The organism is Agrobacterium sp. 16-2014-1-2a (assembly GCF_053522705.1).
Genome location: NZ_JBNWBX010000001.1, coordinates 593,549 through 619,798, shown reverse-complemented (window position 1 = coordinate 619,798; position 26,250 = coordinate 593,549). Strand labels below are relative to the sequence as shown.

The window sequence follows — 26,250 nt, the reverse complement described above, 5'->3', positions numbered from 1 at the left end:
AATCTCGATAAAATAACTAAGTAGTTTTCGTCTATAACTATAATCTCCATTACTTTAGGAGATTCATAATGGACAAACCGGCATTGATTGCTCTCGAAGATCATTTGAAGGCAATGCTAATAATGGCAGAGCGAGCCAATTTAAGTCTTGTTTCATACTTGCTGACGATTGCGTTGATTGAAGTCCAAGAGAGATTGTTGGGCGTTATCAAAGACTGACAAGCTTGATTTAGCCCGCTTGCCGAGAGGTAGGCGGGTTTTTCATTTCTTTATGCGGATAATGCGCCCAGCAATGCCAGGTGGATTTCTCGGCCTTCGATCGAGAATATCCGAAGCCGCCCCATTTCTTGCAGCCAGGATGCTCGCAATAGTGATCCTCGTGAATGCCGTCGCTGTTTTTGGATTGGTCGCTCATATGGTGGTGTTTCCAGTGATGTCTATGGGCCCGTTAGATGTTTCAATCAACGGCCAGCGAACTTTCTTTTTCCATTTGTCCAACGCGTCCTCAGCGGAGGAACAAAAGACCCATTCGATGAATGCGTCTGAAATGTTCGGATGGTCGTATAGGATGGCAGCAATCCCCTTGCGCTGACTGAACAAAATCTCCGTTCTTGCGCCTGTCGGTATGTCGTCATCGTCAGCGAGTAGTTCTGTGGCAAAGTAACCGGTGAAGGCTGTGAGGTCAGAGTCACGGTCGACTTCATCGAGGATGCGCGTATCAAGGTCGTCGTGGCTGGCTTTCGTTGCGCCCACGAAGTCGCCTTCATTCAGCGGGAATTTTGCGTATACGCCATGTTTTTCAAGCAAGTATGGACGAATGCGCATGTTTGCCTCCTATCCAAATAGATCCTGTTGCGGCCTTTCTTCCTCCACTGGCAGCAGCACAAGACTGTTGTCAGGCAATGGCCGCTGAAGTACTTTCGCTTCCTCCCACGGCGCCGTAAGCCATGTCTCAATTTCATCTTTATTTGTCAGGATTACCGGCATGGCCTTCGGGTGGATGGGCTTGACGACGCTGTTCGGGTCGGTCGTCAGGAACGCAAAAAGCTGGTGTTCTCCACCGCGCGGGTTCTTCATTGAACCGCGAACACCGTTCCACTCGGTCCATATGCCGGCGAAGAATGCCAGCGGTGCCGCTTCGTTGATCGCAAACCAGCGTTTCGTCTTCCGGGGTTGGGTATCTTCCCATTCGCAGAACATTGTCCACGGCACCACGCATCTGTTCTCAGGCCGAAGCCAGCGCCGCCAGTGAGGCGACGTCACATTACGGATGTTTGTGACACCCGTATCCGGCTTCCCCTGCGTGACGAACTGCGGCGAGGGCATCCCCCAAGTCAGGCCGGCGAGTTCCCGGCCATTGTCGCCGTTTCGCACTACTGGAGCCGATCGGTCCGGGTAGATCTCTATGTCAGGCTCGAGGTTAAGCCGCTCCTGCATGGTGCCCACGATGTCGCGGATCGATTCCTGATTGGTCTTCACACGGTATAGATTACACATGCTCACCTCGGCATCTTGGCTATGGTGATTTTGACGTCACCCTTGGTGTTGCACCTTTTGCACTTTAGCCGCTTGGCAATATCGTCGACGGTGGTATCGGTTTTAGCCACGCGGTTCAGTTGCCAATGCTGGATATTCGAAACGTGACCGCAGTAGTTGCACTTGGCAACGACAATCTCCCAGTTCCGTATTTCCTTGACCTTAACGGCCGTCGGCGGCGCTTGTTTCAATGTTTCGATGAGGCTGCGTGCGCGGGCGTGGTATCTAAGTCTGCATCGATCTGAAAATCCTTCGAAGGGACGGGGACACTTGATTATGTCTTTCGCTATCTTGTTGAGCAGGGATGGCATTGAGTGGTCGCCATATTCGATCATAAGCTCTCCCGAGCAGATGAACTTCAGAAGCTCGCAATCCTCGCACAACACGCCCACCGGCTCGCCGCCGTATTCGGACAGCACATAAGCTCCCTCAATTGGCATCTCGATCTGCTTCCGGCATCCATCCCCTAGTGAAGCCACGGCCCATCGCAGCCGTCGCCAAAGCCAACTGCATCCTCAGATGCAGAATGTCCTCCATAAGCGTCTCAATAGCTGCGCGGCTGTCGCCATCGTGCCATGCGATGATGTGGTCAATTGGGTCTGCTTTCGGCCTTTGTAATTCTGGGCGCACGTCCTCATTCTCCTTTTTCAGAGCCGCAAAAACTTCCCTTGTCATGAAAAAGGCGCGCGCCCCCGCGCCGGTAAATCAGTCTGGCATCAAGTCCGAAATCTGCCCATGTGAAACCAGCAGACGCGGGTTTGCCATAGCGCCACTTTCCTCGTCTACGGTGACAGCGTAGGCCGCTACGCCGATGTGGTGCGATGCCATTGCTCCTGCCATTTTCTCCGCGGATGCGGCGTTAGAGGCGGGTCGCATTTCGCCAGGCACAATGCCTGCGCGGCCTTTTTTAAACTGCACTACAATGATTTTTTCTTCATCGGCCATCTCGCGTACTCCTCGTTTGTTCTACAAATGTTCTCATTTTAGAGAGGAGTCAAGTAGAGGTTTCCGTGATATGAACGGAGACGAGAATCGGCGGGCCGGAGAGGACCATGGAAGATAAAGTCGCTCTTGAAATTGGGAAGGCTATAACAACTACTCTTGGGACTCCTCTTTCAGAGCTTAGCCAGTTGATCGCAGACAAAGTTCGATACTTGCGGTGGAAGAGCGCGATAAAAACACTCGAAAGAGCGCGGGAAATTGCAGCTAAACGAGGTGGAACGCTCTCGTGCCCACCGCTGAAGTTTTTCCTACCGTTCATGGAGGGGTGTTCTTTAGAACCAGATCACACTGAGGACGGCGGCTCCACCGACCTGACCAATGAGTGGGCCAATTTGCTTTCCTCTGCCGCCGAGGAGCTAAAATCGGACCACTTGATTTTCACAAGAATTTTACGGGAGATTACCGTACGAGAAGCTAAACTTTTGAATCGGATTGTTTTCGATGAATCCGATCAGAAAGCTGATATTTCCTTTGTTTACGAGAGCGTAGGAGTATTCAGGAAAGCCCCTATCGGGGAAGTTGTTTCGGCTTTGCGCGAAGTATTCAAGAATAACGTGACCGTTGGAGAATTCCTCAGGAGAAAGGAAGAGGTAGAAAGAAATGTAAAAGTAAATCTTTCCAATGCGGGCGTATCGACCTATGAGATTTATTTTTACAACGCGTTTGAGACAGACGCGGTCGGAACCAAGCCGATACTTTATTTCTCTGATGGAATATTTTCAGAGCTGGGAGAGTTTGAAGTATTGAGCGCGACGGACGTCCTCGTGTATCACGGCATCTTGGACTCTGGTAGTTTTTCTTTCGAGATATCTGGGATACTCAAAGCAACTCCTCTGACCGTAGCAATTGTCGGAGCTAGCGTCACGCGGCTAGGTGCTGAGTTTGCGGAAACATGTATCCTCCCAAGCTACGATATTGCTGGCCGTTGATGTCCGCTGGTCGTCATCAGGCGACCAGACAAGTTGTATGTACGCGGGCCACTATACTCCGACCGATGTGCGTTCCTTTGAGGGAGTACTATCTAACGGTGGCCTCAGTCACATTTCAGAGCCACCATCTTCCGCATAGCACTCGCTGCCAGCTCCGCTCGCCCTCCGAGATAGTGCATGTCGAGGATAGTCTCGACATCCTTCAAGCTATGACCGGTCACCGCGGCGATCTCCGGTACTGTGCAACCGGCCAGCGCCATCCGCGTGATCGCCGTACCGCGTAGGTCGTGGAAGGTGAGGCTGGTTATTCCGGCCCTTGCGCAACACTTTCTCCAAGAGGTGTTGAACCCATCGCTTGTCCAAGCTGCGCCGCGACTGTTTCGAAGGATGGTGCCACTGTCACTCTGGGAGCGAAGGACCTCGGCGAGGTATCCCATGGGCACCAAAACGCGCGCCTTCGTTTTCGACTGAGTGAAGCGGAGATTGGTGCCGTCGAAATCGCGCCAGGAGAGCCGCAGAAGGTCTCCTTTGCGCTGGCCGGTCCACAACGCCAACTGAATGGCTAAACGCATGTAGACAGGCGCCACGGCCTCGAAAGCCGCTACGTCGGCGTCAGCCCACGTCTGATCGCGTCTCGTCGAGCGGTACAGTCGGCCGCCTCGTTCTGCGATGTTGACCGAGATCATTCCTCGGTCTTTTGCAAATGACAGCACACGAACCAAAATCATCCACGCAAAGTCCGCCGTCCTTGGGGTGCTCGCGAAAGAATCCCGCCATTCCTTAAACGCGCCGCGCGTCGGCGGCTGGTGTAGCTCCTCAAGCGATAGGCCGCCGAACTGCATTCGGATTTTATCGAGATATCGATCGTATTCGTGACGCGTGCTGAGCTTGGTTCGCCGAAAATCAGAAGAGCCGCGATAGAACGTTATAAGCGCCGATAGGTTGGTAGGTGAGGGCGATCTGCGCTGCTCGTGGGCCTGCCTAAATGCACCAGAAAGAAGTGGATCGCCCGGCTGGATGGGCTCGCCCTTGTCGTTCTTGAGCAGCGGGCCGCCGCGCCAAGCGTAGCAATATGTGATGGTCTTGCCGCTGGCGAGCGACTTCTTGACCTTGGAAAGGCCTTTTAGGCTTGTTGACATCTTGCTCAGGTCCGCGCACCCGTGATCGACTGCACTCGCGACGCATGGAGCGGATCACGCCACCACCACAGATTTCTCCACGCTTCGGGCACAGGTAAGGTGTTGATCGCCTCTATCAGCGGACCCTGCGGAACACTCGTGTATCGCCGTGACATGCTATCGACCGCATGGCCCAGGATCTGGTCTTTGATGTGCGGATGAACGCCATTTATGACCAGCTGCGTCGAAACGGTGTGTCTGGCCGTGTACGCACTAACATCGATGATGCCAGTTTTGCGGCGCGCGCTCTTGATCGTCGATGAGAATTGACCGCCACGGTTGCCTCCTGCCCGATAAGGGCGACCCCTGAAACTTCTGAACACCTGCTCCAGACCATCATTCCGATCCAGAAGCGAAGAGAACAGTGGCACAAGGAACTCGTGCATCGGCACGCCCCTAGGCTCACCGGTTTTTGACGATCGAACCACAATCCAGCGACGGTCGAGGAGAACGTCCTTCCTGCACAACGACAGCAATTCAATCGGTCGCATTCCTGTGTAGAATAAGGCCGTAAAAATCATTGCTGGAGATGGAGGGAAGGCGGCAACGAACGCCTCAGCACGTTCGTAACTCACGGCTACGCCGCCGGCACGCTGGATTGTTTCGGCGAGGATGGTGCCTTTACGGGCCGATGGCCGCCTCCATTTCCTCAACTCGGCCCAGTCGCACAAAGCGGCATGATTCCAAACGGCGATGAACGGCGTGTAGACCTGCCTGTTAAGTGTGGCCGCCACCGCGCGCGGATGGAGTTTTCGGGCAGCACTATCGATATCGATCTGCTTGATAGTGCGAATTTCGCGCTTTCCCAGAAGCTCGCGAACAGGCTTTAGAAAGCGTGTCGAGCCGCCAGCGGTGATGTAGGCTACCGCGGCATCTTCAAACGTGACGGTGAGGCGCTTTCCAAAGATTGATTCCTCAAGGAGTTCGCGCTCAAGAATGATCCTGATGGCGTCTGCTGCGTCTCTGTTATCTGTGCGCGATGACTTGTAGACCCGGGTACCGCGAACCGTGCCGCGAAGCCACCACGATGGGCTGTCATTGCGTTTGATGAGTTTGAGGGGCAATGCACCACTCCACAACGATAAACCGATTCCCGCCGGCACCAATGCCGAAAGCTTCGCTGTGTCTCCTCGATGTGGTGATGTGCGGTTGGTGATCGCGAAGGTAGGTTATGCGGGATCGTGTATGCGGGTCAAGTGCGCTCGCGAAGCCTCACGCCCGGTCCGTTGCCGTTAGACGGGATGAAGATAATGCCGAGATCAAGAAGGGCTTGAACAACGGCCGCCACATTGTTGGTCATGCCCGACACCCCGCCTTCGCTCGCCTCCATTCTGCGTAGGGTAGGCGCCGAAATGTTCGCCTTTCCAGCAAGCTCGACTTGACCAATGCCAAGCAACGCACGTGCCGCCGCAATTTGTTTGCCCGAAATTTGATTAAATTCGCTCATTGTGAATATTTCCGCTTGACGCATTAACCTTATTGATTAATAGTTATCTCAATGAGCTAAATTAATCAATAAGGGATCCAGAATATGGTAAACGACGCATTACCGGCGAACGCCGAAGGCATGTCAGAAAGCTTCATATCCCGCATGACCCGCCTTTATATCGAGCTCGACACGATTGGCAGTCGCGTTGGCAACATGCCTGACGACGCCATGGACCATATAACCGAAGCGGCGGGCATAGTGCGGCGGTCGGTTATTGAAGCACCGGTGAAGACCGAGGCTGACATTGCTGGGAAGTTTCGCTTTGCTGCCATGCTCATTGAGGATCCGCACGGGATCATCTGTGATGAGGAAGAAGCGGCAGCGATAGCGGTTCGCGAACTCTTCAAGTTCCGTGATGATGAGTGGGCTGCGATGCGCGCGGAGGCTCGGTCATGACCTATAACTTTGACCCCGGCCCACTCGCTTTAGATGACGCTGCTACTTTGCTCCGCGAAGTCCGCAAGGTTGTTCATCTGATATCAATCGCTGCGCAAGGCGCGGACCCTGCGAGCACTGTGGCACTAGGCGCCATATGCGCTACGGCAGATCTCGCCGGTGAAAGGATTGAGGAGATTGAGGCGCGTCTGGACGTCCTGAGGGAAGTGTGGGCGAAAGAGCGCAAGAAGCACTAAATATTTGCCCCTGTATCGGTCCGGGTCTTCTACCCCGCGAAGCCGTAGAGGATGACGCCCGTTCGAATCGGGCCAGGGGCTCCACTTTCCCAGCTGGCCTTATGACATGCAAGGCCAGCCACCTTGCCGCAGCGCGCCTTCGGGCTGCGCGCGGTCCTTTATTCCAGTTGCCTATACCCCCGGCCTAATGGCCTCACCAGCTGCACCACGCGCTCCACCACTGCGCGGGCCGGGGGTGGTAATCAATCAACCGAGGAGACCTTCATGAACCCGGAAATCGCGAACCTTATTGCTACCCGCCTCGCCGCTCCCAAGAAGTTTGAAGTCGTGACGCTTTTCGCCGACGGCACGAGCCGCAGCCACAAAACTGAAAAACGCGGTCAGGCCGAGAACTATGCTGTTGGAGAGAAGCGAAAGGTCGGTCGCTCGTTGATTAACGGAGAGACTGATGCGACTGTAGAAGTCATCGACGTTTACGTTGCCAGCCTTCTCTGACCGCCTGCCGACGCCTGCCGACGCCTGCCGACGCCTCGTGGCCCGCCAGAATCACCAACTGGCGGGTTTTTATGGAGTTAGTTTGCTGGTGGCGAGCGCTCGGAGGTAGTTGGCCGCTGGCTGCACCCACTCCGCACCGGGGATTTTTGATAAAGCCGGAACTAGGTTCACCGTCATCGTAGTTACAATCAGAATCGCCACGCCAGTGACTATTTGTTTTCTCACGTCCGTGGCCACGTCTTTCGCAAAGCGAAATGCGTACCGAACTACAGCTGCGAAAAAATTCTCAATCGTTCTGGCTAGGGAAAGTACGTCTCGCCTGTCGGGGTTTGGGCCATCTGCCCAATGCGAGACCGTCTTCAAGGCATCACCGACTTCTGGTGCTACCGCTTGGTTATCCCGAATTAACACAACGATTTCGCGGGCGCCATCGATCATGTCGTTGATGGTACCCTGGGTGACTTTTAGAGCAGCAGCATTCTCACAATAGATGCGCCAGTCCTCAAATTGTGAAAGAGCGTCAGTCACCATTTCGATATGGCCAATCAATAGCGCTGCCAAGGTGGACGAGAGCTCATCGATTTCTGAATTCACCATCCGTCCGCAAATTTGCGCTTTCTGGCCAATTTGCACGATGTTTTTGTGCGCCTCTAACGTTGCCTGAAGTGAGGTAAAAGCGGCCCGAAGTCTTGGTGAGACGTTTGTGCCCTCGAGATCGGCGAGTACGTAGGCGCCGTGCTCCACCGCCGATTCAATCGCCGCCTCAGCGAAATCTCGTTCCCGCTCACTAGACCTCAAGGGTTGATCAATTACCACCAAGGCATCGTTCTGATAGTCGAATTGGAACGCGGCAGTTTTTTGGCCTGGCGTCATTTCGAGGAGATTATCAGGCGTGATCTGATTGAGGCCAATTTTCATGCCAGACGTGAGCCGGGAAAGACCTGCGCCGTTGTGGACGATATCTCCGAGAACCCTGTGCAAAGGATGCGATGTCAGTAACGTCGATCTCGTGCGGGCTGCAGCATCTGCCAGTTGATCAATTTGGAGATCAAGCGCCTGAACCTCATCGAAGTTAATGGCATCCGGCTTAGACGATAATCTACGGATGTTTGATTTAAGGTGGGAAAAGCGCGTCAGCATTTCTCGAATGGACTCTGGGTTTGACGACGCCGATCGCATCTCTCCCTCTGAGCGCCGTAGTCGCACGTCCAAATCGCGTAGAATATTCTGGAGTTTGTCCGTTTTCATTCCACCATCGCGCTCACGAGACATGAGCCACTATACGCTAACGGAACAACACAAATCACAACTCGTTTAATTACGCGAGGTTATCCACAAAAGAGTGCACGCCAAAAGCGGGGAGGGAAAGCGGGGAAATTTTCAGCGGTATCAAAATCTTCAAGCAAATCAGATGCTTGAAAGAAAAAATGGCTCCCCGGGCCGGATTCGAACCGGCGACCTGTCGATTAACAGTCGAATGCTCTACCGCTGAGCTACCAGGGAACGTGCGCTGCTTGGCGCGGTGTGAGCGGGGTAATACAAATGCTTTTCCGATTTGCCAAGCGCTTTTTTCAAAAAAAACGCATTCATCTTGTTTTATCTCGCCGGAGTCCCGATTTTCCGGGCTTATCGACGGTGAAAAAATTATCCACAGGCCAGATCTTAAAGGGCAGTATGGAATGAAATTTGGAATGGACCACAGAACGGGTCGTCTCAATCTCGGAAAATGGAGCGTTGCCATGCCGCGTTCGCGCGTCGGCAGGATCGCCACCGGCTCGGCGCTGGTGGTGGGCGGAACGCTCGGGTTTTTGCCCATCCTCGGTTTCTGGATGGTCCCGCTTGGTCTTATCGTGCTTTCCCACGATTTGCCGGCGGTTCGCCGCAGGCGGCGGCGGCTGGCAGTCTGGTGGGCATCGCGACGCAATGGCCGCAACACCCGCAATAGAGGTGGACAATAAGGCTCAGCCGCCCATCGAGCTGCTGAGGCCCTGTCCGGCCCAGAAGGCGGCATAGGCGAGTGCTGCAAAATAAATTGCCGTCAGGACGAGAAACAGATACCCGCCGAGAACGGTCACGCCGTCCCTCTGGATCATACCCGCCGAAAAAAGCAGGATGGCGACGCCAGGCAGGGTGTTGGAGAAGGGAATGAAGCCGAGCGGCATCATCAGCAACACGCCAGCGGTCATCAGCGCAAGTCCGTTCACTCTATTGGCGACGATGCCCGCCGTCAGCGCCGGAAGGCGCGGGCGGATGAAGCGATCGAGCCTGGAGACTATGGCGACGCCTTTCTGCAGTGCCGGCACCAGCTTTGCCGTTTCCATCTGCCGGTCGAGAATCCTGGCCGGTAGCCATGGCAGACGGTTGAGGGTGATGGCCAGACTGACGAGAATGATAGCTGCGCCAAACACGGTGCTGACGCCGGGAATAGAGACCGGAATGAGGAAGGGCAGGGAAGCTATGGCACAGATGAGCAACAGGCCCTGTTCGCCGATTGCTTCCATCAGCTCGCGCAATGTGATCGTCTGACCTTGCAGTTTCCCAATCAGCTTTTCGAGCGTGGTGCTGAGCTTTTCAGACGTATCAGTGAATGCGAATTCGTTCGACATCAGGCTTCCCGGAAGTTGCTTTAACTCCGGGTTTGATAACATTCATCCGGCCGAATGCCTACCGCCGATGGAAAATCGGCGTCTTTTCGGACCGGTGCTGCTGCCCGCCTTTGTCAGTGGGAAACCCAGCTGCTGTAGGCGCCTGCGAGAAGAACAATCAGCAGGATGACCAGTATGACCGGATTGATCGACGTAATGAAGCTTACATAGTCCATGATAACTTCCTCCTCTTTCCGCCACACCTTATTCTACCGCGAAAAGGCCGGTTTATCTACCTGAGGATGAAATTTCGCATCGCAGCAACCATCCGCCGCTGCGGTCTGGAATTGTTTGTTTTTCTCGTTTGCCGCAACGCAAAAAATAAATCTTCCAACATTTGCCATTCTCTTGCGTTGTCTCTAATCCTGATTTGGCGGCGGTCGATAGTCAGACCGTCCGCCGCTGACAAACCGCCACTGAGATGCCTTGGCTCCCGCCTTGCCTTCGGTCTAAAACGATCTTCCCCGGGGACATGAAATGCTGAAAAACATCTATGCCTGGACGATGGCGCTTGCCGCGCGCAAAAGCGCCGTGTGGTGGCTGGCGATCGTGGCCTTCGTCGAAAGCTCCGTCTTCGTTGTGCCGGCGGATGTGCTTTTCCTGCCCATGGTGCTGGCAAAGCCAAAAAAGGCGATGTTTTATGCGCTCGTGGCAACGGTCGCTTCCGTTCTCGGTGGCATTGCCGGCTGGTTTCTCGGCCACTATGCTTTCGAGAGTATCGCGCGGCCAATTCTGGAATTTTACGGCAAGCTGGACAGCTTCGAGCAGCTCAAGAATTCGGTAAATTACGAGACCATCATTCTCCTGCTGGTGACATCGGGCTTTGCGCATCTGCCGCCGATCAAGGTTGTCACCATCCTCTCCGGTGCGGCCAATATCAGCCTCGGCCTGTTCATTCTCTCGGCTGTCGTCACGCGCGGCGCGCGCTTTTTCATCCTCGCCGGGTTGCTGCAAAGATACGGTGAACCGGTGCGCCACTTCATCGAAAAACGCCTTGGTGTTATCGCCGCCGCAGTGGCCGCAGCGCTCATCGCCATCTATGCGGTCTACGTTTTCGTGCGCTGACGAAACGCAGTTTTTCTACTCTTACAATACTGTCGCATAACTTTCAGCCTACTGTCAGAATCCAGCTGTATCGGTTGTCTCGTCCAATGAGAGAACCGATTTATTATGCGAAGATTATGGAAGTGCTCCTTGGGGGGCATGGGTATTGCTGTGCTTGCCGCAGGCGGTTATCTCCTTGCTATCCAGCTTCTCGGCAACTTTCACGAGGTGGTGGCGGGGCAGCTTTACCGCTCCAACCAGCCAAGCAGTGAGCAGCTGGTCCGCTATACCAGGGACCATGGCATCAAGACGGTCATCAATCTGCGCGGAGAGAATGAATCCGAGGACTGGTACAAGGATGAGATCAAAACCTCGCGCGAGCTTGGGTTGACCCATATCGATTTTGGCATGTCAGCCCGCCACGAACTCGACATGGCCAAGGTGAACCAGTTGGTCGCGATCATGCGTGATGCGCCGAAACCCATCCTCATCCATTGTAAGTCCGGTGCGGACAGGACAGGCCTTGCGACCGCGCTTTATCTCGGCCGCGTCGCGTATCTCGGTGAAAAGGCGGCTGAGAGCCAGCTTTCCGTCCGCTACGGCCATATCGGCATCCCCTATCTGTCTGAGACCTATGCCATGGACCAGACCTGGGAAAATGTCGAACACATGTCGATCGCCGACGACTTCACAATTGCTTCAAACGAGTTTTGAAAACGGTCGGGCATAACATCCGCAAAATTGCTGATCGATCTCCTGAAGCGGGATTTTGCGTTCTGTTCTGATCGCGCAACGGTCGGGACGGGGCCCAAACGCTTGGTTTCTTAACTGTTGAGTTCTCAACGACGCAGCCTGTCTTTACATCAGGCGACCCGATTTGTCCCTCTCAGGGTTCGTCGGGAATCACATTTTTTGTTTATATATTAGTAACTTATGCGATCCAACAATTAAGTTGACTCCTTTAATCATCTTTTGTAGAGCGACGTTGTTTCAACTTCTGGATCGCATCATGACACCAAAATCATTTATGAGCGGCCTTGCCGCATCGCTCTTGTCTATTCTCTTTACCGCCCCTTATGTAATGGCTGAACAAAAGACCATCACAGATGTCATCGGACGCGAAGTGAAGGTTGACCTTCCAGCAAAGCGCGTTGTTCTCGGTTTCTACTTCGAGGACTACATGGCGGTCGGCGGCGAGAAAGCCTATGATTCCGTCGTCGGCATTTCTCGCGAAGCCTGGGAAGGCTGGGTACCCGCCAACTGGAAGATGCATCTCGCGCATCGCGCCTCGCTTGCCGACATTGTCGATGTCGGTGAAGTGGAAGCGCAGACTTTCTCGGTCGAAAAAGTGTTGAGCCTCAATCCCGATCTGGTGATTCTGGCAGACTGGCAATACAAAGCGCTTGGTCTCGATGCCGATCGTCTGGAAGAGGAGGGCATTCCCGTCGTCGTCGTCGACTACAACGCCCAGACGGTCGAGCGGCACGTCGCCTCGACCCGGCTTTTTGGCGACCTGACCGGCCAGGAGAAGCGTGGCAAGGAAATTGCCGACTTCTATGCCGGTTCGCTGAAAGAGGTCGCTGACCGGGTCGCCAAGTCCGGAAAGCCGAAACCGAAGGTCTATGTCGAGTTCGGCAACAAGGGCCCGGCCGAATATTCTTTCACCTACGGCAAGAACATGTGGGGCGCCATGTCCACGGCGGCTGGCGGCGACAACATTGCCGCTCCCTTCGTCGAATGGTGGGGACCGATCAATCCAGAACAGGTTCTGGCGTCCAAGCCTGACGCCATCTTCATTTCCGGTCGCGAAAACAACAAAAACCCGGCAGCGCTGCCCATGGGACAGGCGGTGAAGGCGGCAGACGCAGGCGAGAAACTCAAGGCATTTGAGGCCCGTCAGGGCTGGAGCGAATTGCCCGCCATCAAGAACGGCCAGCTGTTCGGTGTTTACCAGGGTGCGTCGCGCACGCTCTCCGATTTCGCCATGGTTCAGTACATCGCAAAGCAGCTATATCCCGAGCAGTTCAAGGATGTCGATCCGATCGCCAACTATCTCGGCTATTACAAGAAGTACCTTCCGGTAACGCCTCAAGGCACTTTCGCCATCGCCGTCAAGGATTGATATCGCGCTTGCCTGTGGCGGCGCAGAAACGTGCTTTCTTCGCCGCCACAGTGGCGAAATCTCGCGCACGCCGCCGTTGCGGCGTCCGCTTTTCCAGACAGTCCTTTCAGGCAGGTTTTCATGACAATTGCTGCCCGCAACGCCGAGGCCATCGGTGCGCACCGGCTGCGCGAGCGCCGTCGCTGGCGTGTCGTCTCTATCTTCTTCGTATTGATGGCAGTGAGCCTCGTTCTCGATATCGCCACTGGTCCTTCGCTGCTGTCGCCCGCCGAAGTGGTGAAGTCGCTGACCGGCCTTGGCGAACGGGCCGCCATGACCGATTCCATCGTGCGCGGCCTTCGCCTACCCATGGCGTTGATGGCGCTTGCCGTCGGTGCGGCACTCGGGGCAGGCGGCGCGCAAATGCAGACCCTGCTCAATAATCCCATGGCGAGCCCCTATACGCTCGGTATGGCCGCAGCGGCCGGTTTCGGTGCGGCGCTGGTACTGGCGCTTGGCGGTCTTGGGCTGGATGCCATGATTGCCGTTCCGCTGGGCGCGTTCGTCTTTTCCATGCTCGCAGCACTTTTTCTCTTCACGCTGGCCTCCATGCGGCAGATGACGACCGAAACCATCATTCTCGGCGGCATCGCGCTTCTTTTCCTGTTTCAGTCGCTGCTGTCGCTCATCCAGTTCCTGTCCTCACCGGAGCTGTCCCAGCAGATCCTTTTCTGGCTGTTCGGCAGCCTGACCAAGGCGACCTGGCCGACGCTTGGCCTGACCGCTGCCGTGACCGCCCTCTGCTGCGCCCTGCTGATGGCGGATTGCTGGAAGCTGACCGCGCTCAGAATGGGGGAGATGCGGGCGGCAAGCCTCGGCATCAATGTCCGCTGGCTGCGCATGAAGGTTCTCGTCATCGTTGCCATCATGACCGCGACGGCCACCAGCTTCGTCGGCGTTATCGGTTTTATCGGGCTGGTCGCGCCGCATATCGCCCGCATGACTGTGGGCGAGGATCAGCGCTTCTTCCTGCCCATGTCGGTGCTGAGCGGCGCGCTGATGCTGTCAGCTGCCTCGATCCTCTCCAAATCGATCGTTCCCGGTGCGCTGTTCCCGGTTGGCATCGTCACGGCCATTGTCGGCGTGCCGTTTCTGATGTGGCTGATTTTCGCTCCGAAGAGGCGCGGCCGATGATGGTTCTCGATTCGATTTCCGCCGAGCGCGGCGGACAGACTGTTGTGAAAGGGCTGTCGGCGCGTCTGGAGGCGGGGCATATTCATGCCATCATCGGCCCAAACGGAACGGGCAAGACGACCCTTCTGAGAGCGATCTTCGGCGATCTGCCACTTGCTGCCGGTTCGATCAGCCTCGGCGACCGCCGTCTTCGGGCCGGGGAGCGGGCGGGGCGGTATATAAGGCAGTGGCGCGATGGCTTTGCCTACATGCCGCAGGACACCACGGCCGATATTGCGCTCAGCGTGCTGGAGGTGGTGGCACTCGGCCGGTTCGGGCGTCTGTCGTTGCATATTGACGACGAGACGCTCAACCTGGCCATGACACGCCTGCATCAGGCGGGCATAGCGCATCTGGCGGGCAGGGAGATCGCCTCCCTCAGCGGCGGGCAGCGGCAGATGGCGCTTTTCGCGCAGGTTCTGATGCGCGAGCCGCAGGCGATGCTGCTGGACGAGCCGGTCAGCGCGCTGGACCTCAAACACCAGGTGGCGCTTCTCGATCTGGTGCGGCAGGAAACCCGCGCCAATGGCTGGGTAACGCTGGTCGTGCTGCATGATCTCAACCTCGCCTGCCAATATGCCGATAACCTGCTGGTGATTTCCGATGGCGCATTGAAGGCGACCGGCGCGCCGGGAGATATCGTCACGCCGAAACTCATTTCCGAGACCTACGGGGTGACGGTGGAAGTTTTGCGGGACAGGCGCGGCAATCCCGTCATCCAGCCGGCTGGCGACCCGCTGCCCGAACATTTCAAAACCCTTGAAGGAATAATTGCATGAAACGATTTTTGATGACGTTTGCCGCGGCTCTGGCCGTAACCTTTTCTGTCGCGCCGTCCTTTGCTGCCGAACACAAGGTGCTGATGCTCAATTACGGCACGGACGGCAGCATGGTGTTTGAGCCTTCCTATGTAAAGGCAGAGCCCGGCGACACCATCACCTTCGTGCCGCAAAATTCCAGCCATTACGTGCAGTCCTATGCCGTTCCGGAAGGCGTAACGCCGTGGAAAGGCAAGCTCGATGAGGCCTTCACCGTTACCGTCGAGAAGGAAGGCGTCTATCTCTATTATTGCCCGCCGCATCTGATGATGGCGATGATCGGTGTGATCCAGGTCGGCAAGCCCGTCAATCTGGAAGCGGTCAGGCAAAAGGCGGAGAAGCTGCGCCCCAAACTGGTCATGAAGGGCGAAAGACTGGACGCGGCTCTGGCACAGCTAACGCCGGCGCAATGACGCCATCTCCGTGCTCGACCGGATGGGACGCTCGGTCCCTCTTATCTCGCTCGCCGGGTGTGTGTGAAGCAGCCCACACGAAAAAATTGGCTGCAATCACCATAACAAGGATAAACCAATGGCAAATAAACTAGTCGAAACGACATTGAACGACCTGCTCAACGGCGAATTGCGCGCCCACCACGCCTATCTTCAGGCAGCCGCCTGGGCGGCTGAGCGCAATCTCGATGGTTGCTACAAGTTTCTGCTTGGCCATGCTGCCGAAGAGCTGGAGCATATGCACCGCATCTTCAGCTTTCTGAACGATCTCGGAGCTCCAGTTATTTTCACCGAGCTGCCTGCCCCACAGGTCACCGCAAACGATATCAAGGGGTTGTTTGCAATTGTCGCGCAACACGAATCGCGTGTCACCGCCGCCATCAACGCGGCGGTTGATCTCGCGCGGTCTGAAAAAGACCATGCGACCACATCCTTCCTGCAATGGTTCGTGAACGAACAGCATGAGGAGGACAGCCTGTGCCGCACGATAATGGGCAAGATCGAGCTGATCGGTGACGGTCCCAATGCGCTTTATCTGATTGACCGCGAAATCGGCGAACTGGCTGAAAAGGCCTGAAGGCTGCGCAGCATTCACTGATATTCCACAAGCTGCATCAAACGCAGCTTGTGGCTGGTTCAGTCACTTCCCAAATCCGGCGTCCATCCACGCGTATAGCCTTTTCCCATGATGGCAACCGCAAGGGAAAGCTGTTCCTGCAAATGTTCAATTTCGCCCAGCAGCGTTTCAACAGCCGCCTTCGCATCGCCATCATGACACTGGATGACATATCCAGCTATGTCGTCAGGCCGTACAGGGGTGATTTTTTCCGCATCGGGCATATCGGTTGACCTCTCGTTTGTTCACTAAATGTTCTAATTTTAGCAGAGAGTCAACAAGGCAAATGCGTGCCGTCTCTGGACGGTCACAGGCTTTGCAATAAGAGTATATTTCTGGAATTATCGTTGAATGCACTCGCGCCCGCCACGGCCTCGCACCGCAGTGTCAAGCGTCAATGAACAGATGGATCTTCGCCGTCCAGGAAGCTGCGAATTCCATCTTTCTCACAGGTGGCCAGGAATTCTTCCCAGGCGTCCTTGTCTGTCGTGAAAGGTTCTTCCCAGGTGGTGACATCATCATGCTCGCTGATAACCTCGAGCGTCCAATCCTGCTGGGTGCCAGCCGGCCGGTAGATATCAACCAGAACCGTGATACCGTCGTCTTCAAATTCGCCTGAGAATTCCGAGTGTTCAATTTTTGTTTTTTTGACCATCACAGCACACCTCGTTCTCAGGCTTGGATAAACGCACACCCACACCGCATCTTGTCAATTCGCGCATGGCGCCGGCGAGAATGTGGCTGAAAAAATTATAGCCAGCTCTGGGGGAACTGGCTATCTATCTGTTTTTAATGGTCGGAGCGGCGGGATTCGAACCCACGACCCCTTGACCCCCAGTCAAGTGCGCTACCGGGCTGCGCTACGCTCCGAACCTGAAAGCCGTTTATATATAAGCCTGTTAGGGCGCAAGCGGAAAATAGCCTTTTCTTGAAAAAAGGAACAAAGGCTGTGGACGGTGGGCAGGGGACTTTCTTCCCGAAGATGTTGCCCGTCAAACGCGTGACACATCATCCTTCCATCATGGCGGGAACCTGCCGTGTTCTTTGGCGTTCCAATCTAAGCGAAACTGAAATTCAGGGAGATGAAACATGTCCGAACTCGTCGTTGTCGGTTTTGACGGAACGGAAGAGGCCGACCGGGTCCTTCTGAAACTTGCTGGAATGAAAAAGGAATATCTGGTCGATCTGGAAGATGCCGTCGTCGTCGTTCGCGATGAAAACGGCAAGGTGCACCTGAAGCAGAGCGTCAATCTGACGGCGATCGGTGCAAGCTCCGGTTTTCTCTCCGGTGGTCTCTGGGGCGGCCTCGTTGGCCTGCTGTTCCTCAATCCGCTCGCGGGATTTGCGATTGGCGGCGCGATCGGTGCGGGAACGGGTGCGCTTGCGGGGTCGCTGACGGATTACGGCATCGACGACGATTTCATCAAATCTCTGGGTGAAACCATCCCGAATGGCTCTTCGGCGTTGTTCGTGCTGATCCGCAAGGTGCAGCCGGAAAAGGTGATGGCGGAACTGGAGGGTCTTCGTGGGCGGGTCATCAAAACCTCGCTTTCGCCAGAGCAGGAAGCACAACTGCAAAAGGCGCTTTCCGGCGGAACGGAACAAGCCGCAGCACCTGCCGTCTGAACGATGCAGAGAGACAATGCTGCGGCATGATTCATGTCGCAGCAGATCTACGAAAGTGCGGCGGCGCTCTTTGCGACCCGCGCCGGAAACGTTGGCTTAAACCGTCAGGGTTCCGGTTTTCGCCTGCGGCCAGGTCAGATAATAATACCGACTGCCGACATTGCCAAAAAATGCATTGTCGCCGGAAATACTGTCGACATAGGCGCCACCGGTGGTCTTGGCATAAGCGGAACCGTCGCGCTTGAGGTGGTCCTTCAGAAAATCGCTCCAGCCGGTCGTGGTGATCTCGGTTGCCGGTTTTGAGGTGGTTGTCTTGTCGGCCTCCACGTCCCAGGCTTTTATCTTTGTGCCTTCGGTAGGATCGGAGACTGTCAGCGTTCCAGCGGCCAGCGCTTCCAGCATTGCCTTGGCTTGCGTAGCTTTGCTGGGGTCCTTGGAGAGTTCTTCCAGCGTCGCCTTCAGGCTTGTCATGAAACTGGCCTGTGTAATGTCGCCGGAGGGCGCCTGCGTGCTGGTGTCGTCGGTCTCCGCGTCAGTGCCGGAGACTTGCGCATATTGCGCCAGAAGCTGGGTCAGCCGCGTATTGGTGGAGGAGGGCGAGGTGTCGATCCCGTAGGAGTCGAGGATCGCAGTTCGTGGCGAGGAGGTCGAAGCGGAATTGTCCTCCTGCTCCTTGATGGCCTTGAGTGCGAGTTTGGTGGAGTTGATGCGTGTGGACAGGTCGACGGAGGAGACCATTGCGCTCACTGTTTCCATGATCAGGCCGATACACGTCATGCATACCGAACCGGCTCGGCGAAGATTCTCGATCCCGCCTTTCGTCTCCTCTCATAAGAAGACCGGGTGTATCCCCAGCCGTCTCAAGCTTGGGATGCACCCGGTCTAATAGCCGAACTTTGCGCGACGCTTGCGGACATATAGTGCGTCTCTAATGAAACGAAGCGTTGGACGCACTCAATGCCTTGGTTTCAGTCATGAAACCGCTACGCATTTTTTACTGGAAGTGCTCAGTTTTCCTGCACGGAAACACCGTTCGGGCCGATATTCATCTCGATCCCCTTCGGTTTGCTTTCTTCGTGCCAGACATAGGCTCCAAGCCCGACAAGAACCACCAGAAGTGCGCCAATGATGAAATAGAGATTGTTCGTCTGCGTCATAGGATGTCTCCCCGTTTGACAATCATGATCGCGGGCTAAACGCATGAAATAATGTAAGGTTCCGTAAGGGTAAGGACTTTATGTGGCACTTCTGCTTTGGCGCAGGCTTTCGCGCTTTTCCAGAGCCATGCATCCCCACAATATGCCGAGCAGCAGGAAGAAATGCCGCCAGTGGTCGGTGTCAATGACGTTGCCGATCATCACATGCCCGACAAAGGTTACCCAGGAAATGATGAGAAACGGCTGCCAGGGCCGCTGGCGCAGCAGCAGTTTGAAGCAGGCGGCAATGGTCCAGCAGATCAGCGTGAGATAGATGACGAAGCCGAACCAGCCATGCGTGGTCAGGCTCTTCAGCCAGATATTATGTTCCGCGGCGGGAAAGATGTCGTCGAACACCATGGGGCCGATGCCGAGCGGATGTTCCATCGCCATCAGGAAACCGAGATAGTGGCGGGCAAAACGTCCGAGATGGCCGCCATCATAGGATTGCACCGCCGAGGCGCGGCTGGAGAACAGGTCTGCTACCTGCTTGAATTGCAGAGCGATGATGACGGCTGCCACCATCAATGCCACGGCGACGAGAAACAGAACGAGGATTTTCAGCCGGAATGCCGCCGTACGCTCTTTCAGCAGCATGACGAAAACCAGAAGCACTGCGGAAAACAGGAAAAGGCCCCATGCGGCGCGTGAAAACGACAGGAACACGGCAAGAGACAGAATGAGCAGGCCAAGGATCCGCCATGGCGCATGCATCGCCTTGCCGGAGAGCAGGCCGTAAATCAGGTACAGCGACGGCGTCACCAGGAAGGGGCCGAAGACGTTCGGGTCCTGAAAGGCGCCCTTGGCGCGATCGTAAAGGGTAAAGACCTCGAAACCGGGAATGGCGTGAAAATAACCGATGATGCCGAGCAGGGAGGTAATCAACGCTGCGGCGAGCCAGGCCCGGAAAATCAGCAGCAGCCGCTGGTGCTTGTCCTCGATGATGGCAGCATAAAAAACCGAGGTCAGCGCCAGAAAGGTCGATACGGCGAGATAAAGCGGCCCCTCGTCAAGATTGGCCATGGTGGTGAGCGAAAGATAACCGCCGACATTGAAGGCAAGCAGCAGGCACAGAAGCAGGACGACGGTGCGCGAAAGGCGCAAGCCCAGCAGGAACCAGATGGCCACTTGCCCTACCATCATCAGCTCATAGGGCGCCGGTTCGGAAATCACGAAGCCGGAAAGAAAGACGCCGAAGGCAATGAAGAACGCGCCGACCAGCCGCATGGCGGCAAGCGGTGCGTCAAAATCCGGTGCGTGCTGGTAACCGGTGTGGGTCAATAGGCATTTTCCGATTTGAGCAGCCGGATCGGCGTCAGGAACAGGATCTTGAGATCGAGAAGCAGCGACCAGTTCTCGATATAATAGAGATCGTATTCGGTGCGGAACTTGATCTTATCGCCGTGGTCGATCTCACCACGCCAGCCATTGATCTGCGCCCAGCCGGTAACACCGGGCTTGACCTTGTGCCGGGCAAAATAATGCTCCACCACCTCGGTATATTTCAGGTCGCCCGTCTGGGCGTGCACGGCGTGCGGACGCGGCCCGACCAAAGAAAGATCGCCGTAAAGAACGTTAAAGAGCTGTGGCAGCTCGTCCATCGAGGATTTTCGCAGGAATCGCCCGACCGGCGTGACGCGCGGATCGTTTTTCGTGACCGCCTTTTTCGCCGTGGGGTCGCTGAGTTCCGTATACATGGAACGGAACTTCCAGACATTGATCGTTTCATTGTTGAAGCCATGACGCTTCTGCTTGAAGAACACCGGGCCTTTGGATGTCGTCTTGACGGCAATCGCCGCGCCCAGCATCACCGGCCACAACAGAACGATACCGATAATGCTGAAAACGATGTCGAACACCCGTTTCCCGACCGAATCCCAGTCGCGTATCGGCTTGTCGAACACGTCGAGCATCGGCACCGCGCCGACATGGGAATAGGCGCGGGGGCGGAAACGCAATTTGTTGGCATGCGCCGCGATGCGGATATCGACGGGTAGCACCCAAAGCTTGCGCAGGAGCTGGAGGATACGCGCCTCGGCACTGAGCGGCAGGGCGATGATCAGCATGTCGAGCTTCGTCAGGCGGGCGAATTCCACCAGTTCCGCGAAGGTGCCGAGCTTGGGGTAGCCGGCAACCACATCGGGCGAACGCTCGCTTTTCCGGTCGTCGAAAATGCCGCAGATGCGGATATCATTGTCCGTTTGCTGTTCGAGCGAGCGGATGAGGTCCTTGGCGGCATCGCCGCCACCGACGATCACGGCGCGACGCTCCATCACGCCGTTGCGGCCCCAGTGGCGAATGGCGAAGCCGAGGATCAGCCGTCCGGTGAAAATGGCGATTGCGCCGGTGGCGTACCAGATGGCAAAAGTCTGCCAGGAATGCAGCGCTTCTGGCAAAAACAGGAGAAGGATGCCGGCGACGGTGACGAAGGACAGGCAGACGGCGCCCTGAATGCGGGCAAACATTTTCAGCGGCGCGCGCAGCGTCGGCAACTGGTAACAGTCGCCGGCCTGCAAAAGAAACACGCAAACCGCCGCGCCCAGCACCCCAATGCCGAAAACCGCAAGAAAGGTTTCAAGCCCCTGCCGGGCAGCGATGCCATTGACGATGGCCGCGGTGATCGCCAGCATCGAAAATTCGAGAAGACGCAATTGGCCGATGACCATGTTTGGCGAATGGTTGCCGGCGCGAAGCTGGTTGGCGATCTGCCGTGCAAGTGGATTGAGAACAACGCTTTCCGATGCGGAAGGCTCACCCGTATCGCGCTCGGAGATTTGCTGGCGCAACGTTGCCAGATCGAATTCAAGTCTTCCCTTGTCAGCCTTGGTCATTGCTTTGGTCCGCACCCTCCAGCCCATCGGCCCGAAAATCGGAATCGATTTTCGAAGGGAACGATGCGCAACTTCAAAGTGGTAGAGCACAGTTTTCGCATCCGTGCGGATACGTGCGCTCTACGAGCAGGAAACTAGCCGAAACATGCTAAGAAACGTTTATGATGAGTTTCTACAGGACGGCGGAATATACAATTAAAAATCGTGTTTTTGAAATGTTTCTAGAGCGAAAGCAGGTGACGATAGAGCTTCATCATGTCGTCGGCCATGACAGGCGTTGAAAATTTCGCCTTGAAGCTGTCGGGGCGGGGCATCACCCGTTTCCCCCAGTCCGGGCTCTCGGCATCCTTGACCATTATCTTTGCCAGCGCATCGGCGTCTCCAGCCGGAACGAGCGCCTCGCTGTCTTCTCCCAGAACCTCAGCTATGCCTCCAACATGCGAGGCGATGACGGTTTTCCCCGCAGCAAGCGCTTCCAGCACGATGTAAGGCATCGCCTCGGCGCGTGAGGGAACGACAACAGTCGTCGCCAGCGCAAATGCCTGTCTGGCGGGCATGGCGGCGTGCATGGAAATGCGCTGCGAAAGTCCGGCCTTGGCGATCATATCAGCATATTTGTCCCTGTCCGGCCCATCGCCCACAATGACGCCGGACATGGGCTGGCCGATGCTGCGTTCCATCTTGGCGAATGCCTTGATGAAGATGTCGGGCCCCTTCAGGTCACGCAACATGCCGATATAGAGAAAGCGCGCTGCCCCTTCGCGGGTGGGCACGGTTTCAAACTCGCTTTCCTGCACGCCGTTATAGATCATCGCCGTGCGGGTGCGTGGTTTGCCGACCTTGGTTTCGTAGGTTTCCTGTTCGAAATTGCAAACGAAACACAGGGCGTCCGTGAAATGCTCCTGAAACCGCTCGATACGCAGGAACAGCTGCCCTTTAAGGCTTTTGCGATCGTAATGCAGGCTGCCGCCGTGCGGCGAATAGAGGCGGGCTACGCGATACTTGTTCACCCGCAACAGTGAGCCGATCAGCCGGGCCAGAGCGCCACCCTTGGCGCTGTGCCCATGCAAAATATCCGGCCGCAAACTTTTGATATGGTTGTAGGACTTAACGAGTGCCCACAGGTCGCCGGGGCTTATCGACCGCTTGATCGGCAGGCGGGTCAACCCTAGCTCCAGCATCGGGGCGATCTGCGCGAAAAGCCGTTCCTCATGCGCGCCGCCGGTCGAGCTGTCACAGACGATGCCGACCTTGTGGCCCTGCTTGACGTGTTCTTCGATCAGGTCGCGGACATGGCGGAACACGCCACCGACGGGAGAGCGGAAACAGTGAATGATGCGCAGGGGAGGACCGTCATCCGCCATGTCAGCCGCTCCGTTTTTCAGAAGAAGCGTTCACGCACATAGACCGTATCGCCCGCAAGAATTGGTGCGGTGATCCCGATCCGGCCGGTCATCACCTCGGTATTGATCTTGCGGGTGATATCGACATCGGCCTGATTGGCGCGTGGCGTGAAGCCGCCGGCGATGGCGATGGCGTTCTGCGCCGTCATGCCCGGCACGTAGGAATATTGGCCAGGACGGCCGACTTCGCCCATGATGAAGACGGGGCGATAACGATCGATCTCGATCGTGACGTCGGGATCGCGCAGATAACCCTGACGCAACTTGGCGGCAATGGCGGCTTCGAGCTGCGGCAGCGTCTTGCCTCGGGCGGGAACCTGGCCGACAAGCGGGAAGGCGACATAGCCAGCCTGATCGACCGTATAGGTATTTGTCAGCCCGGTCTGTTCGAACACGTTGATGCGCAGCCTGTCACCGCTATCGACATGATAGGGCTGCAGGGCGCCCTCGTGAAACGCCTTGGGCGCAGGTTGATATGCCGCGCAACCGGAAAGGGCCGTTAGAACGGCAAGCGTCAGTGCGGTGACATGTCGTGATCCGGCGAGCGGCATCTCATCTGGCTCCGAGTCGAACTATGAGCATTCTTATCGTTCTGTTAGGGTTAATGGGCGGTAAACAGCCAGTCGCAAGGATGGTAATATCGGCTTTATTTCGTGGGCTTCGTCACAATTAACTGTTGTGTTACCGGAAAGACTTACACTTCGCGAAAATTGGCCTCTATATTTGAGCGCCCGAGGTGTATCTCGGTTACGGAGCCCGTATGAACGGCGATCGCATTGATGACAGAGATGTGGATATCGATCTCGCGCGGCTCGTCGCTGCCATATGGCAGCGCAAGGGCAGGATAGCGGCGATCACGCTGCTTGCCGGGGGCGCCGCCTTCGTTGTCGCAAGCATGATGTCGCCCGCTTACAAGGGCGAGGCGCGCGTCCTCATCGAATCGCGCGCGGCCTCCTTCGGTGCGTCGCAGCAGTCGAATGCGCCCGCCGAACCCGTGCTCGATGAATTGACCATCTCCAGCCAGGTGCAGATCCTGCAATCGGTCGACCTTATCAAGCAGGTCGCGAAAGATATGAAGCTTTATGAGCGGCAGGAGCTTGACCCGGCGGCGCGTCCTTCTCTTGTCTCGAAGCTGCTGGTTGCTGTCGGCGTCAAGAAAGATCCGCAGCAGGTGCCGCCAGAGGAACGGATACTGAAAGCGTTCCAGGAGAGGTTGCAGGTCTACCAGGTCGAAAGCTCGCGCGTCATCACGGTCGAGTTCTCGTCCGAGGACCCCATGCTTGCGGCAGCAGTCCCCAACGCGATGATGAAGGCCTATATCGCGCTGCAGAGCGGCGCGAAACTGGACACAAGCACGGAGGCGGCACGCTGGCTGGAGCCGGAAATCGCCAGTCTGCGTGAGAAGGTTCGCGATGCGGACAGGAAGGTCGCGGATTACCGCGCCTCGTCCGATATTCTGTCGGCAGGGCAGGGCGAAACGCTCGCCACCCGGCAACTCAGCGATATCTCGACCGAACTTGGCCGTATCCGCGGCGAGCGGGCGAATGCGGAGGCGCGGGCAGAAGGCGTGCGCAACGCGCTTTCGAGCGGCCGCCCGCTGGATACTTTCCCCGACGTCGTCGCCTCGCCGATGATCCAGAGACTGAAGGAAAGCGAGGCTGCCATGCGCAGCCAGATTTCCGATCTGTCTTCCTCGCTGCTGGAAGGCCATCCGCGTATCAAGGCGCTGCGAAGCCAAATTGACGGCATACAGCGGCAGATTCAGGAAGAGACCCGCAAGGTGCTCGCAAGTCTCGAAAACGAGGCCAATGTGTCCCGCCTGCGGGAGCGGCAACTGGTTCAGCAGTTGAATGTGCTGAAAACGGAAAGCGTACGCGCCGGTGAGCAGCAGGTTGGCCTCAACGACCTGGAGCGCGAGGCTTCGGCTCAGCGCCAGCTTCTTGAAACCTATCTCGCCCGTTACCGCGAGGCGACGTCGCGCGCCGGTTCAGCCGAATCCACGCCCGCCGATGCCCGCGTGATTTCAACTGCAGTGGAGCCGCGCGAACCCTACTTCCCGAAGACCGGCGCCATCACCATTGTCGTCACGCTGGCGGCCTTCCTTCTCTCCTGCATCGTCGTCATGCTCGTGGAACTGTTCACCGGGCGGGCGTTGAAGCCGGTTGGCAAGACCCATGTCCCGCCGCTGTCCGATCCGCCACCGCCCGCCAAAGCGCGTGCTGACACGAATGAGACACCGGATACGCCGGAGCAACCGCTTCCCGCACGTGAAGAGGATGCGACGCCTGCGGTTCGTTCCATGCCTGCCGCTGCCCGCCAGTCCATTGTCGAACAGGAAGCGCAGATACCGGTCGCAGCGGTTGCTGCCAAACCGGTCCTGCCGGCTGCAGACGCCATGGTTGCGAAAGCGGACGCTGCGGAAGAAGAGATCGACAACGCCGACAATTTCTCGATCGACGCCGTCGCGTCTTTCCTCGCCACCCGTCTTGCCAAATCCGTCGCAGCGGTCGTGTCTCCAGCTGGTGATAGTGGTTCGACCACCACCGTCATGCTGGCGCGCGCCCTGTCCGAAATGGGCCGTTCGGTCGTTCTCGTCGATATGACGGCGTCGGCCTGTCCAACGCGCCTGATGGCGCCTGAGACCGGACTGCCGGGCGTCATGGACCTTTTGGCGGGTGCCGCCGCCTTTGGCGAAACCATTCACGGCGACCGGCTTTCCGATGCCCATATCGTGCCGCGCGGCAATGCGCAGCCGCGTGAGGCCATGCGCGCCATCGACCGGCTGACGATGATCCTCAGCGCGCTTTCCGACGCCTATGACACGGTTCTGGTGGAATGCGGCGCGGTGCAGATATCGAGCCTTGAGAAAATGCTGCGCAATCTGCCGGCGGAAATCGTCGTGTCCGTTCCCGGTAATGATAGCGAATTGCTGGAAAAGACCCTCGGAGAACTGGTTGCCCACGGCTACGAGCAGGCATTGCCGATGACCGGCATGCGCAAACCGGACCGTCTGAGCGCCGCCTGA

At 56.6% G+C, this 26,250-nt stretch carries 34 protein-coding genes and 3 tRNA genes; 16 read left to right on the top strand and 21 right to left on the bottom strand.

Annotated elements, in window-relative coordinates; all coding sequences use genetic code 11:
- Positions 1 to 68 precede the first annotated feature (68 nt).
- Positions 69 to 218, top strand: a complete 150-nt coding sequence (locus tag ACQZ45_RS03095) for a hypothetical protein (protein ID WP_448742147.1) — start codon at positions 69 to 71, stop codon at positions 216 to 218.
- 10 nt (positions 219 to 228) lie between these two features.
- On the opposite strand, the gene ACQZ45_RS03090 is transcribed toward ACQZ45_RS03095, so the two are convergent.
- Genes ACQZ45_RS03090 through ACQZ45_RS03065 form a run of 6 tightly spaced genes read right to left on the bottom strand, consistent with a single transcriptional unit; the run spans position 229 to position 2,480 of the window.
- A complete protein-coding gene (locus ACQZ45_RS03090; protein WP_448742146.1) occupies positions 229 to 414 on the bottom strand; it encodes a hypothetical protein in 186 nt (61 codons plus the stop codon).
- Complete coding sequence (locus ACQZ45_RS03085; protein WP_448742145.1) at positions 411 to 824, bottom strand: hypothetical protein; 414 nt, start codon at positions 822 to 824, stop codon at positions 411 to 413. The genes ACQZ45_RS03090 and ACQZ45_RS03085 overlap by 4 nt, the downstream gene beginning before the upstream one ends.
- A gap of 9 nt (positions 825 to 833) precedes the next feature.
- Entirely contained in the window at positions 834 to 1,496 is a 663-nt protein-coding gene (locus ACQZ45_RS03080) for an SOS response-associated peptidase (RefSeq protein WP_448742229.1), read from the bottom strand.
- Between the two features lie 2 nt (positions 1,497 to 1,498).
- Positions 1,499 to 1,975 carry a hypothetical protein gene (locus ACQZ45_RS03075; RefSeq protein ID WP_448742144.1) on the bottom strand — a complete coding sequence of 159 codons (477 nt, stop codon included), beginning with the start codon at positions 1,973 to 1,975 and terminating at the stop codon, positions 1,499 to 1,501.
- The gene (locus tag ACQZ45_RS03070; RefSeq protein ID WP_448742143.1) at positions 1,965 to 2,210 is read right to left on the bottom strand and encodes a dehydrogenase; all 246 of its coding nucleotides are present in this window, start codon (positions 2,208 to 2,210) and stop codon (positions 1,965 to 1,967) included. Before ACQZ45_RS03070 ends, ACQZ45_RS03075 begins: the two co-directional genes overlap by 11 nt.
- Positions 2,211 to 2,240: 30 nt before the next feature.
- A complete protein-coding gene (locus ACQZ45_RS03065) occupies positions 2,241 to 2,480 on the bottom strand; it encodes a hypothetical protein (protein ID WP_448742142.1) in 240 nt (79 codons plus the stop codon).
- A 107-nt stretch (positions 2,481 to 2,587) separates the two neighbouring features.
- Here ACQZ45_RS03065 and ACQZ45_RS03060 point away from each other — a divergent pair, with 107 nt between their 5' ends.
- On the top strand, positions 2,588 to 3,466 hold the full coding sequence (locus ACQZ45_RS03060) for an Abi-alpha family protein (RefSeq protein ID WP_448742141.1): 879 nt from the start codon (positions 2,588 to 2,590) through the stop codon (positions 3,464 to 3,466).
- A gap of 104 nt (positions 3,467 to 3,570) precedes the next feature.
- Here ACQZ45_RS03060 and ACQZ45_RS03055 read toward each other — a convergent pair whose 3' ends face one another.
- The 3 genes from ACQZ45_RS03055 to ACQZ45_RS03045 all read right to left on the bottom strand — a co-directional run bounded on the left by ACQZ45_RS03055 (position 3,571) and on the right by ACQZ45_RS03045 (position 6,091).
- Complete coding sequence (locus tag ACQZ45_RS03055) at positions 3,571 to 4,605, bottom strand: tyrosine-type recombinase/integrase (RefSeq protein WP_448742140.1); 1,035 nt, start codon at positions 4,603 to 4,605, stop codon at positions 3,571 to 3,573.
- Positions 4,606 to 4,610: 5 nt separating this feature from the next.
- Positions 4,611 to 5,708 (bottom strand): tyrosine-type recombinase/integrase, encoded by a 1,098-nt coding sequence (locus tag ACQZ45_RS03050; protein ID WP_448742139.1) that lies wholly within the window; start codon positions 5,706 to 5,708, stop codon positions 4,611 to 4,613.
- Between the two features lie 128 nt (positions 5,709 to 5,836).
- A complete protein-coding gene (locus ACQZ45_RS03045) occupies positions 5,837 to 6,091 on the bottom strand; it encodes a helix-turn-helix domain-containing protein (RefSeq protein WP_448742138.1) in 255 nt (84 codons plus the stop codon).
- An 84-nt stretch (positions 6,092 to 6,175) separates the two neighbouring features.
- Between ACQZ45_RS03045 and ACQZ45_RS03040 the strand changes: the two genes are divergently transcribed.
- The 4 genes from ACQZ45_RS03040 to ACQZ45_RS03025 all read left to right on the top strand — a co-directional run bounded on the left by ACQZ45_RS03040 (position 6,176) and on the right by ACQZ45_RS03025 (position 7,260).
- A complete protein-coding gene (locus tag ACQZ45_RS03040; protein WP_448742137.1) occupies positions 6,176 to 6,529 on the top strand; it encodes a hypothetical protein in 354 nt (117 codons plus the stop codon).
- Positions 6,526 to 6,765 (top strand): hypothetical protein, encoded by a 240-nt coding sequence (locus ACQZ45_RS03035; protein WP_448742136.1) that lies wholly within the window; start codon positions 6,526 to 6,528, stop codon positions 6,763 to 6,765. Before ACQZ45_RS03040 ends, ACQZ45_RS03035 begins: the two co-directional genes overlap by 4 nt.
- Positions 6,766 to 6,771: 6 nt before the next feature.
- A tRNA-OTHER gene (locus ACQZ45_RS03030) sits at positions 6,772 to 6,849 on the top strand.
- Positions 6,850 to 7,029: 180 nt separating this feature from the next.
- Complete coding sequence (locus tag ACQZ45_RS03025; protein WP_448742135.1) at positions 7,030 to 7,260, top strand: hypothetical protein; 231 nt, start codon at positions 7,030 to 7,032, stop codon at positions 7,258 to 7,260.
- Positions 7,261 to 7,329: 69 nt separating this feature from the next.
- Here the strand turns inward: ACQZ45_RS03025 and ACQZ45_RS03020 are convergent, their stop codons facing one another.
- Positions 7,330 to 8,508, bottom strand: coding sequence for a hypothetical protein (locus tag ACQZ45_RS03020; RefSeq protein ID WP_448742134.1), 1,179 nt, complete (start codon positions 8,506 to 8,508; stop codon positions 7,330 to 7,332).
- A gap of 180 nt (positions 8,509 to 8,688) precedes the next feature.
- A tRNA-Asn gene (locus ACQZ45_RS03015) sits at positions 8,689 to 8,763 on the bottom strand.
- Between the two features lie 176 nt (positions 8,764 to 8,939).
- Here ACQZ45_RS03015 and ACQZ45_RS03010 point away from each other — a divergent pair.
- Entirely contained in the window at positions 8,940 to 9,218 is a 279-nt protein-coding gene (locus ACQZ45_RS03010) for a hypothetical protein (protein ID WP_013635921.1), read from the top strand.
- A gap of 3 nt (positions 9,219 to 9,221) precedes the next feature.
- On the opposite strand, the gene ACQZ45_RS03005 is transcribed toward ACQZ45_RS03010, so the two are convergent.
- On the bottom strand, positions 9,222 to 9,866 hold the full coding sequence (locus ACQZ45_RS03005; RefSeq protein ID WP_025593222.1) for an exopolysaccharide biosynthesis protein: 645 nt from the start codon (positions 9,864 to 9,866) through the stop codon (positions 9,222 to 9,224).
- Positions 9,867 to 10,382: 516 nt separating this feature from the next.
- On the opposite strand from ACQZ45_RS03005, the gene ACQZ45_RS03000 reads away from it, so the two are divergent.
- The 7 genes from ACQZ45_RS03000 (at position 10,383) to ACQZ45_RS02970 (ending at position 16,130) form a co-directional block, all read left to right on the top strand.
- Positions 10,383 to 10,970, top strand: a complete 588-nt coding sequence (locus ACQZ45_RS03000) for a YqaA family protein (protein WP_003512594.1) — start codon at positions 10,383 to 10,385, stop codon at positions 10,968 to 10,970.
- 138 nt (positions 10,971 to 11,108) lie between these two features.
- Positions 11,109 to 11,663, top strand: a complete 555-nt coding sequence (locus ACQZ45_RS02995) for a dual specificity protein phosphatase family protein (RefSeq protein ID WP_162701218.1) — start codon at positions 11,109 to 11,111, stop codon at positions 11,661 to 11,663.
- Positions 11,664 to 11,976: 313 nt separating this feature from the next.
- A complete protein-coding gene (locus ACQZ45_RS02990; protein WP_113291474.1) occupies positions 11,977 to 13,071 on the top strand; it encodes an ABC transporter substrate-binding protein in 1,095 nt (364 codons plus the stop codon).
- 120 nt (positions 13,072 to 13,191) lie between these two features.
- Positions 13,192 to 14,244 carry a FecCD family ABC transporter permease gene (locus ACQZ45_RS02985; RefSeq protein WP_065704973.1) on the top strand — a complete coding sequence of 351 codons (1,053 nt, stop codon included), beginning with the start codon at positions 13,192 to 13,194 and terminating at the stop codon, positions 14,242 to 14,244.
- Entirely contained in the window at positions 14,241 to 15,062 is an 822-nt protein-coding gene (locus ACQZ45_RS02980) for an ABC transporter ATP-binding protein (RefSeq protein WP_113291475.1), read from the top strand. The genes ACQZ45_RS02985 and ACQZ45_RS02980 overlap by 4 nt, the downstream gene beginning before the upstream one ends.
- The gene (locus ACQZ45_RS02975) at positions 15,059 to 15,514 is read left to right on the top strand and encodes a pseudoazurin (protein ID WP_065658036.1); all 456 of its coding nucleotides are present in this window, start codon (positions 15,059 to 15,061) and stop codon (positions 15,512 to 15,514) included. Before ACQZ45_RS02980 ends, ACQZ45_RS02975 begins: the two co-directional genes overlap by 4 nt.
- A 118-nt stretch (positions 15,515 to 15,632) precedes the next feature.
- Positions 15,633 to 16,130 (top strand): ferritin, encoded by a 498-nt coding sequence (locus tag ACQZ45_RS02970; protein WP_003512602.1) that lies wholly within the window; start codon positions 15,633 to 15,635, stop codon positions 16,128 to 16,130.
- A 59-nt stretch (positions 16,131 to 16,189) separates the two neighbouring features.
- Here ACQZ45_RS02970 and ACQZ45_RS02965 read toward each other — a convergent pair whose 3' ends face one another.
- From ACQZ45_RS02965 to ACQZ45_RS02955, 3 genes are all read right to left on the bottom strand, one after another.
- Positions 16,190 to 16,393 (bottom strand): hypothetical protein, encoded by a 204-nt coding sequence (locus tag ACQZ45_RS02965; protein WP_013635930.1) that lies wholly within the window; start codon positions 16,391 to 16,393, stop codon positions 16,190 to 16,192.
- Positions 16,394 to 16,563: 170 nt separating this feature from the next.
- Positions 16,564 to 16,824, bottom strand: a complete 261-nt coding sequence (locus tag ACQZ45_RS02960; protein ID WP_003512603.1) for a hypothetical protein — start codon at positions 16,822 to 16,824, stop codon at positions 16,564 to 16,566.
- A 138-nt stretch (positions 16,825 to 16,962) separates the two neighbouring features.
- Positions 16,963 to 17,039, bottom strand: a tRNA-Pro gene (locus ACQZ45_RS02955).
- Positions 17,040 to 17,258: 219 nt separating this feature from the next.
- On the opposite strand from ACQZ45_RS02955, the gene ACQZ45_RS02950 reads away from it, so the two are divergent.
- Positions 17,259 to 17,795, top strand: coding sequence for a DUF1269 domain-containing protein (locus ACQZ45_RS02950; RefSeq protein WP_003512604.1), 537 nt, complete (start codon positions 17,259 to 17,261; stop codon positions 17,793 to 17,795).
- 96 nt (positions 17,796 to 17,891) lie between these two features.
- Here the strand turns inward: ACQZ45_RS02950 and ACQZ45_RS02945 are convergent, their stop codons facing one another.
- From ACQZ45_RS02945 to uppC, 6 genes are all read right to left on the bottom strand, one after another.
- Positions 17,892 to 18,572 (bottom strand): hypothetical protein, encoded by a 681-nt coding sequence (locus ACQZ45_RS02945; protein WP_113291476.1) that lies wholly within the window; start codon positions 18,570 to 18,572, stop codon positions 17,892 to 17,894.
- A gap of 230 nt (positions 18,573 to 18,802) precedes the next feature.
- Complete coding sequence (locus tag ACQZ45_RS02940) at positions 18,803 to 18,952, bottom strand: hypothetical protein (protein WP_003512607.1); 150 nt, start codon at positions 18,950 to 18,952, stop codon at positions 18,803 to 18,805.
- A 78-nt stretch (positions 18,953 to 19,030) separates the two neighbouring features.
- Positions 19,031 to 20,272 carry a polysaccharide biosynthesis O-antigen ligase family protein UppF gene (gene uppF / locus ACQZ45_RS02935; RefSeq protein ID WP_065661100.1) on the bottom strand — a complete coding sequence of 414 codons (1,242 nt, stop codon included), beginning with the start codon at positions 20,270 to 20,272 and terminating at the stop codon, positions 19,031 to 19,033.
- Positions 20,269 to 21,822, bottom strand: a complete 1,554-nt coding sequence (gene uppE / locus ACQZ45_RS02930) for a polysaccharide biosynthesis glycosyltransferase UppE (protein ID WP_065661099.1) — start codon at positions 21,820 to 21,822, stop codon at positions 20,269 to 20,271. The genes uppF and uppE overlap by 4 nt, the downstream gene beginning before the upstream one ends.
- A gap of 221 nt (positions 21,823 to 22,043) precedes the next feature.
- Complete coding sequence (gene uppD / locus ACQZ45_RS02925) at positions 22,044 to 23,186, bottom strand: polysaccharide biosynthesis type 4 glycosyltransferase UppD (RefSeq protein WP_038490701.1); 1,143 nt, start codon at positions 23,184 to 23,186, stop codon at positions 22,044 to 22,046.
- A gap of 17 nt (positions 23,187 to 23,203) precedes the next feature.
- Positions 23,204 to 23,776, bottom strand: coding sequence for a polysaccharide export protein UppC (gene uppC / locus ACQZ45_RS02920; RefSeq protein WP_003512614.1), 573 nt, complete (start codon positions 23,774 to 23,776; stop codon positions 23,204 to 23,206).
- 209 nt (positions 23,777 to 23,985) lie between these two features.
- On the opposite strand from uppC, the gene uppB reads away from it, so the two are divergent.
- A complete protein-coding gene (gene uppB, locus ACQZ45_RS02915) occupies positions 23,986 to 26,250 on the top strand; it encodes a polysaccharide biosynthesis protein UppB (protein ID WP_113291477.1) in 2,265 nt (754 codons plus the stop codon).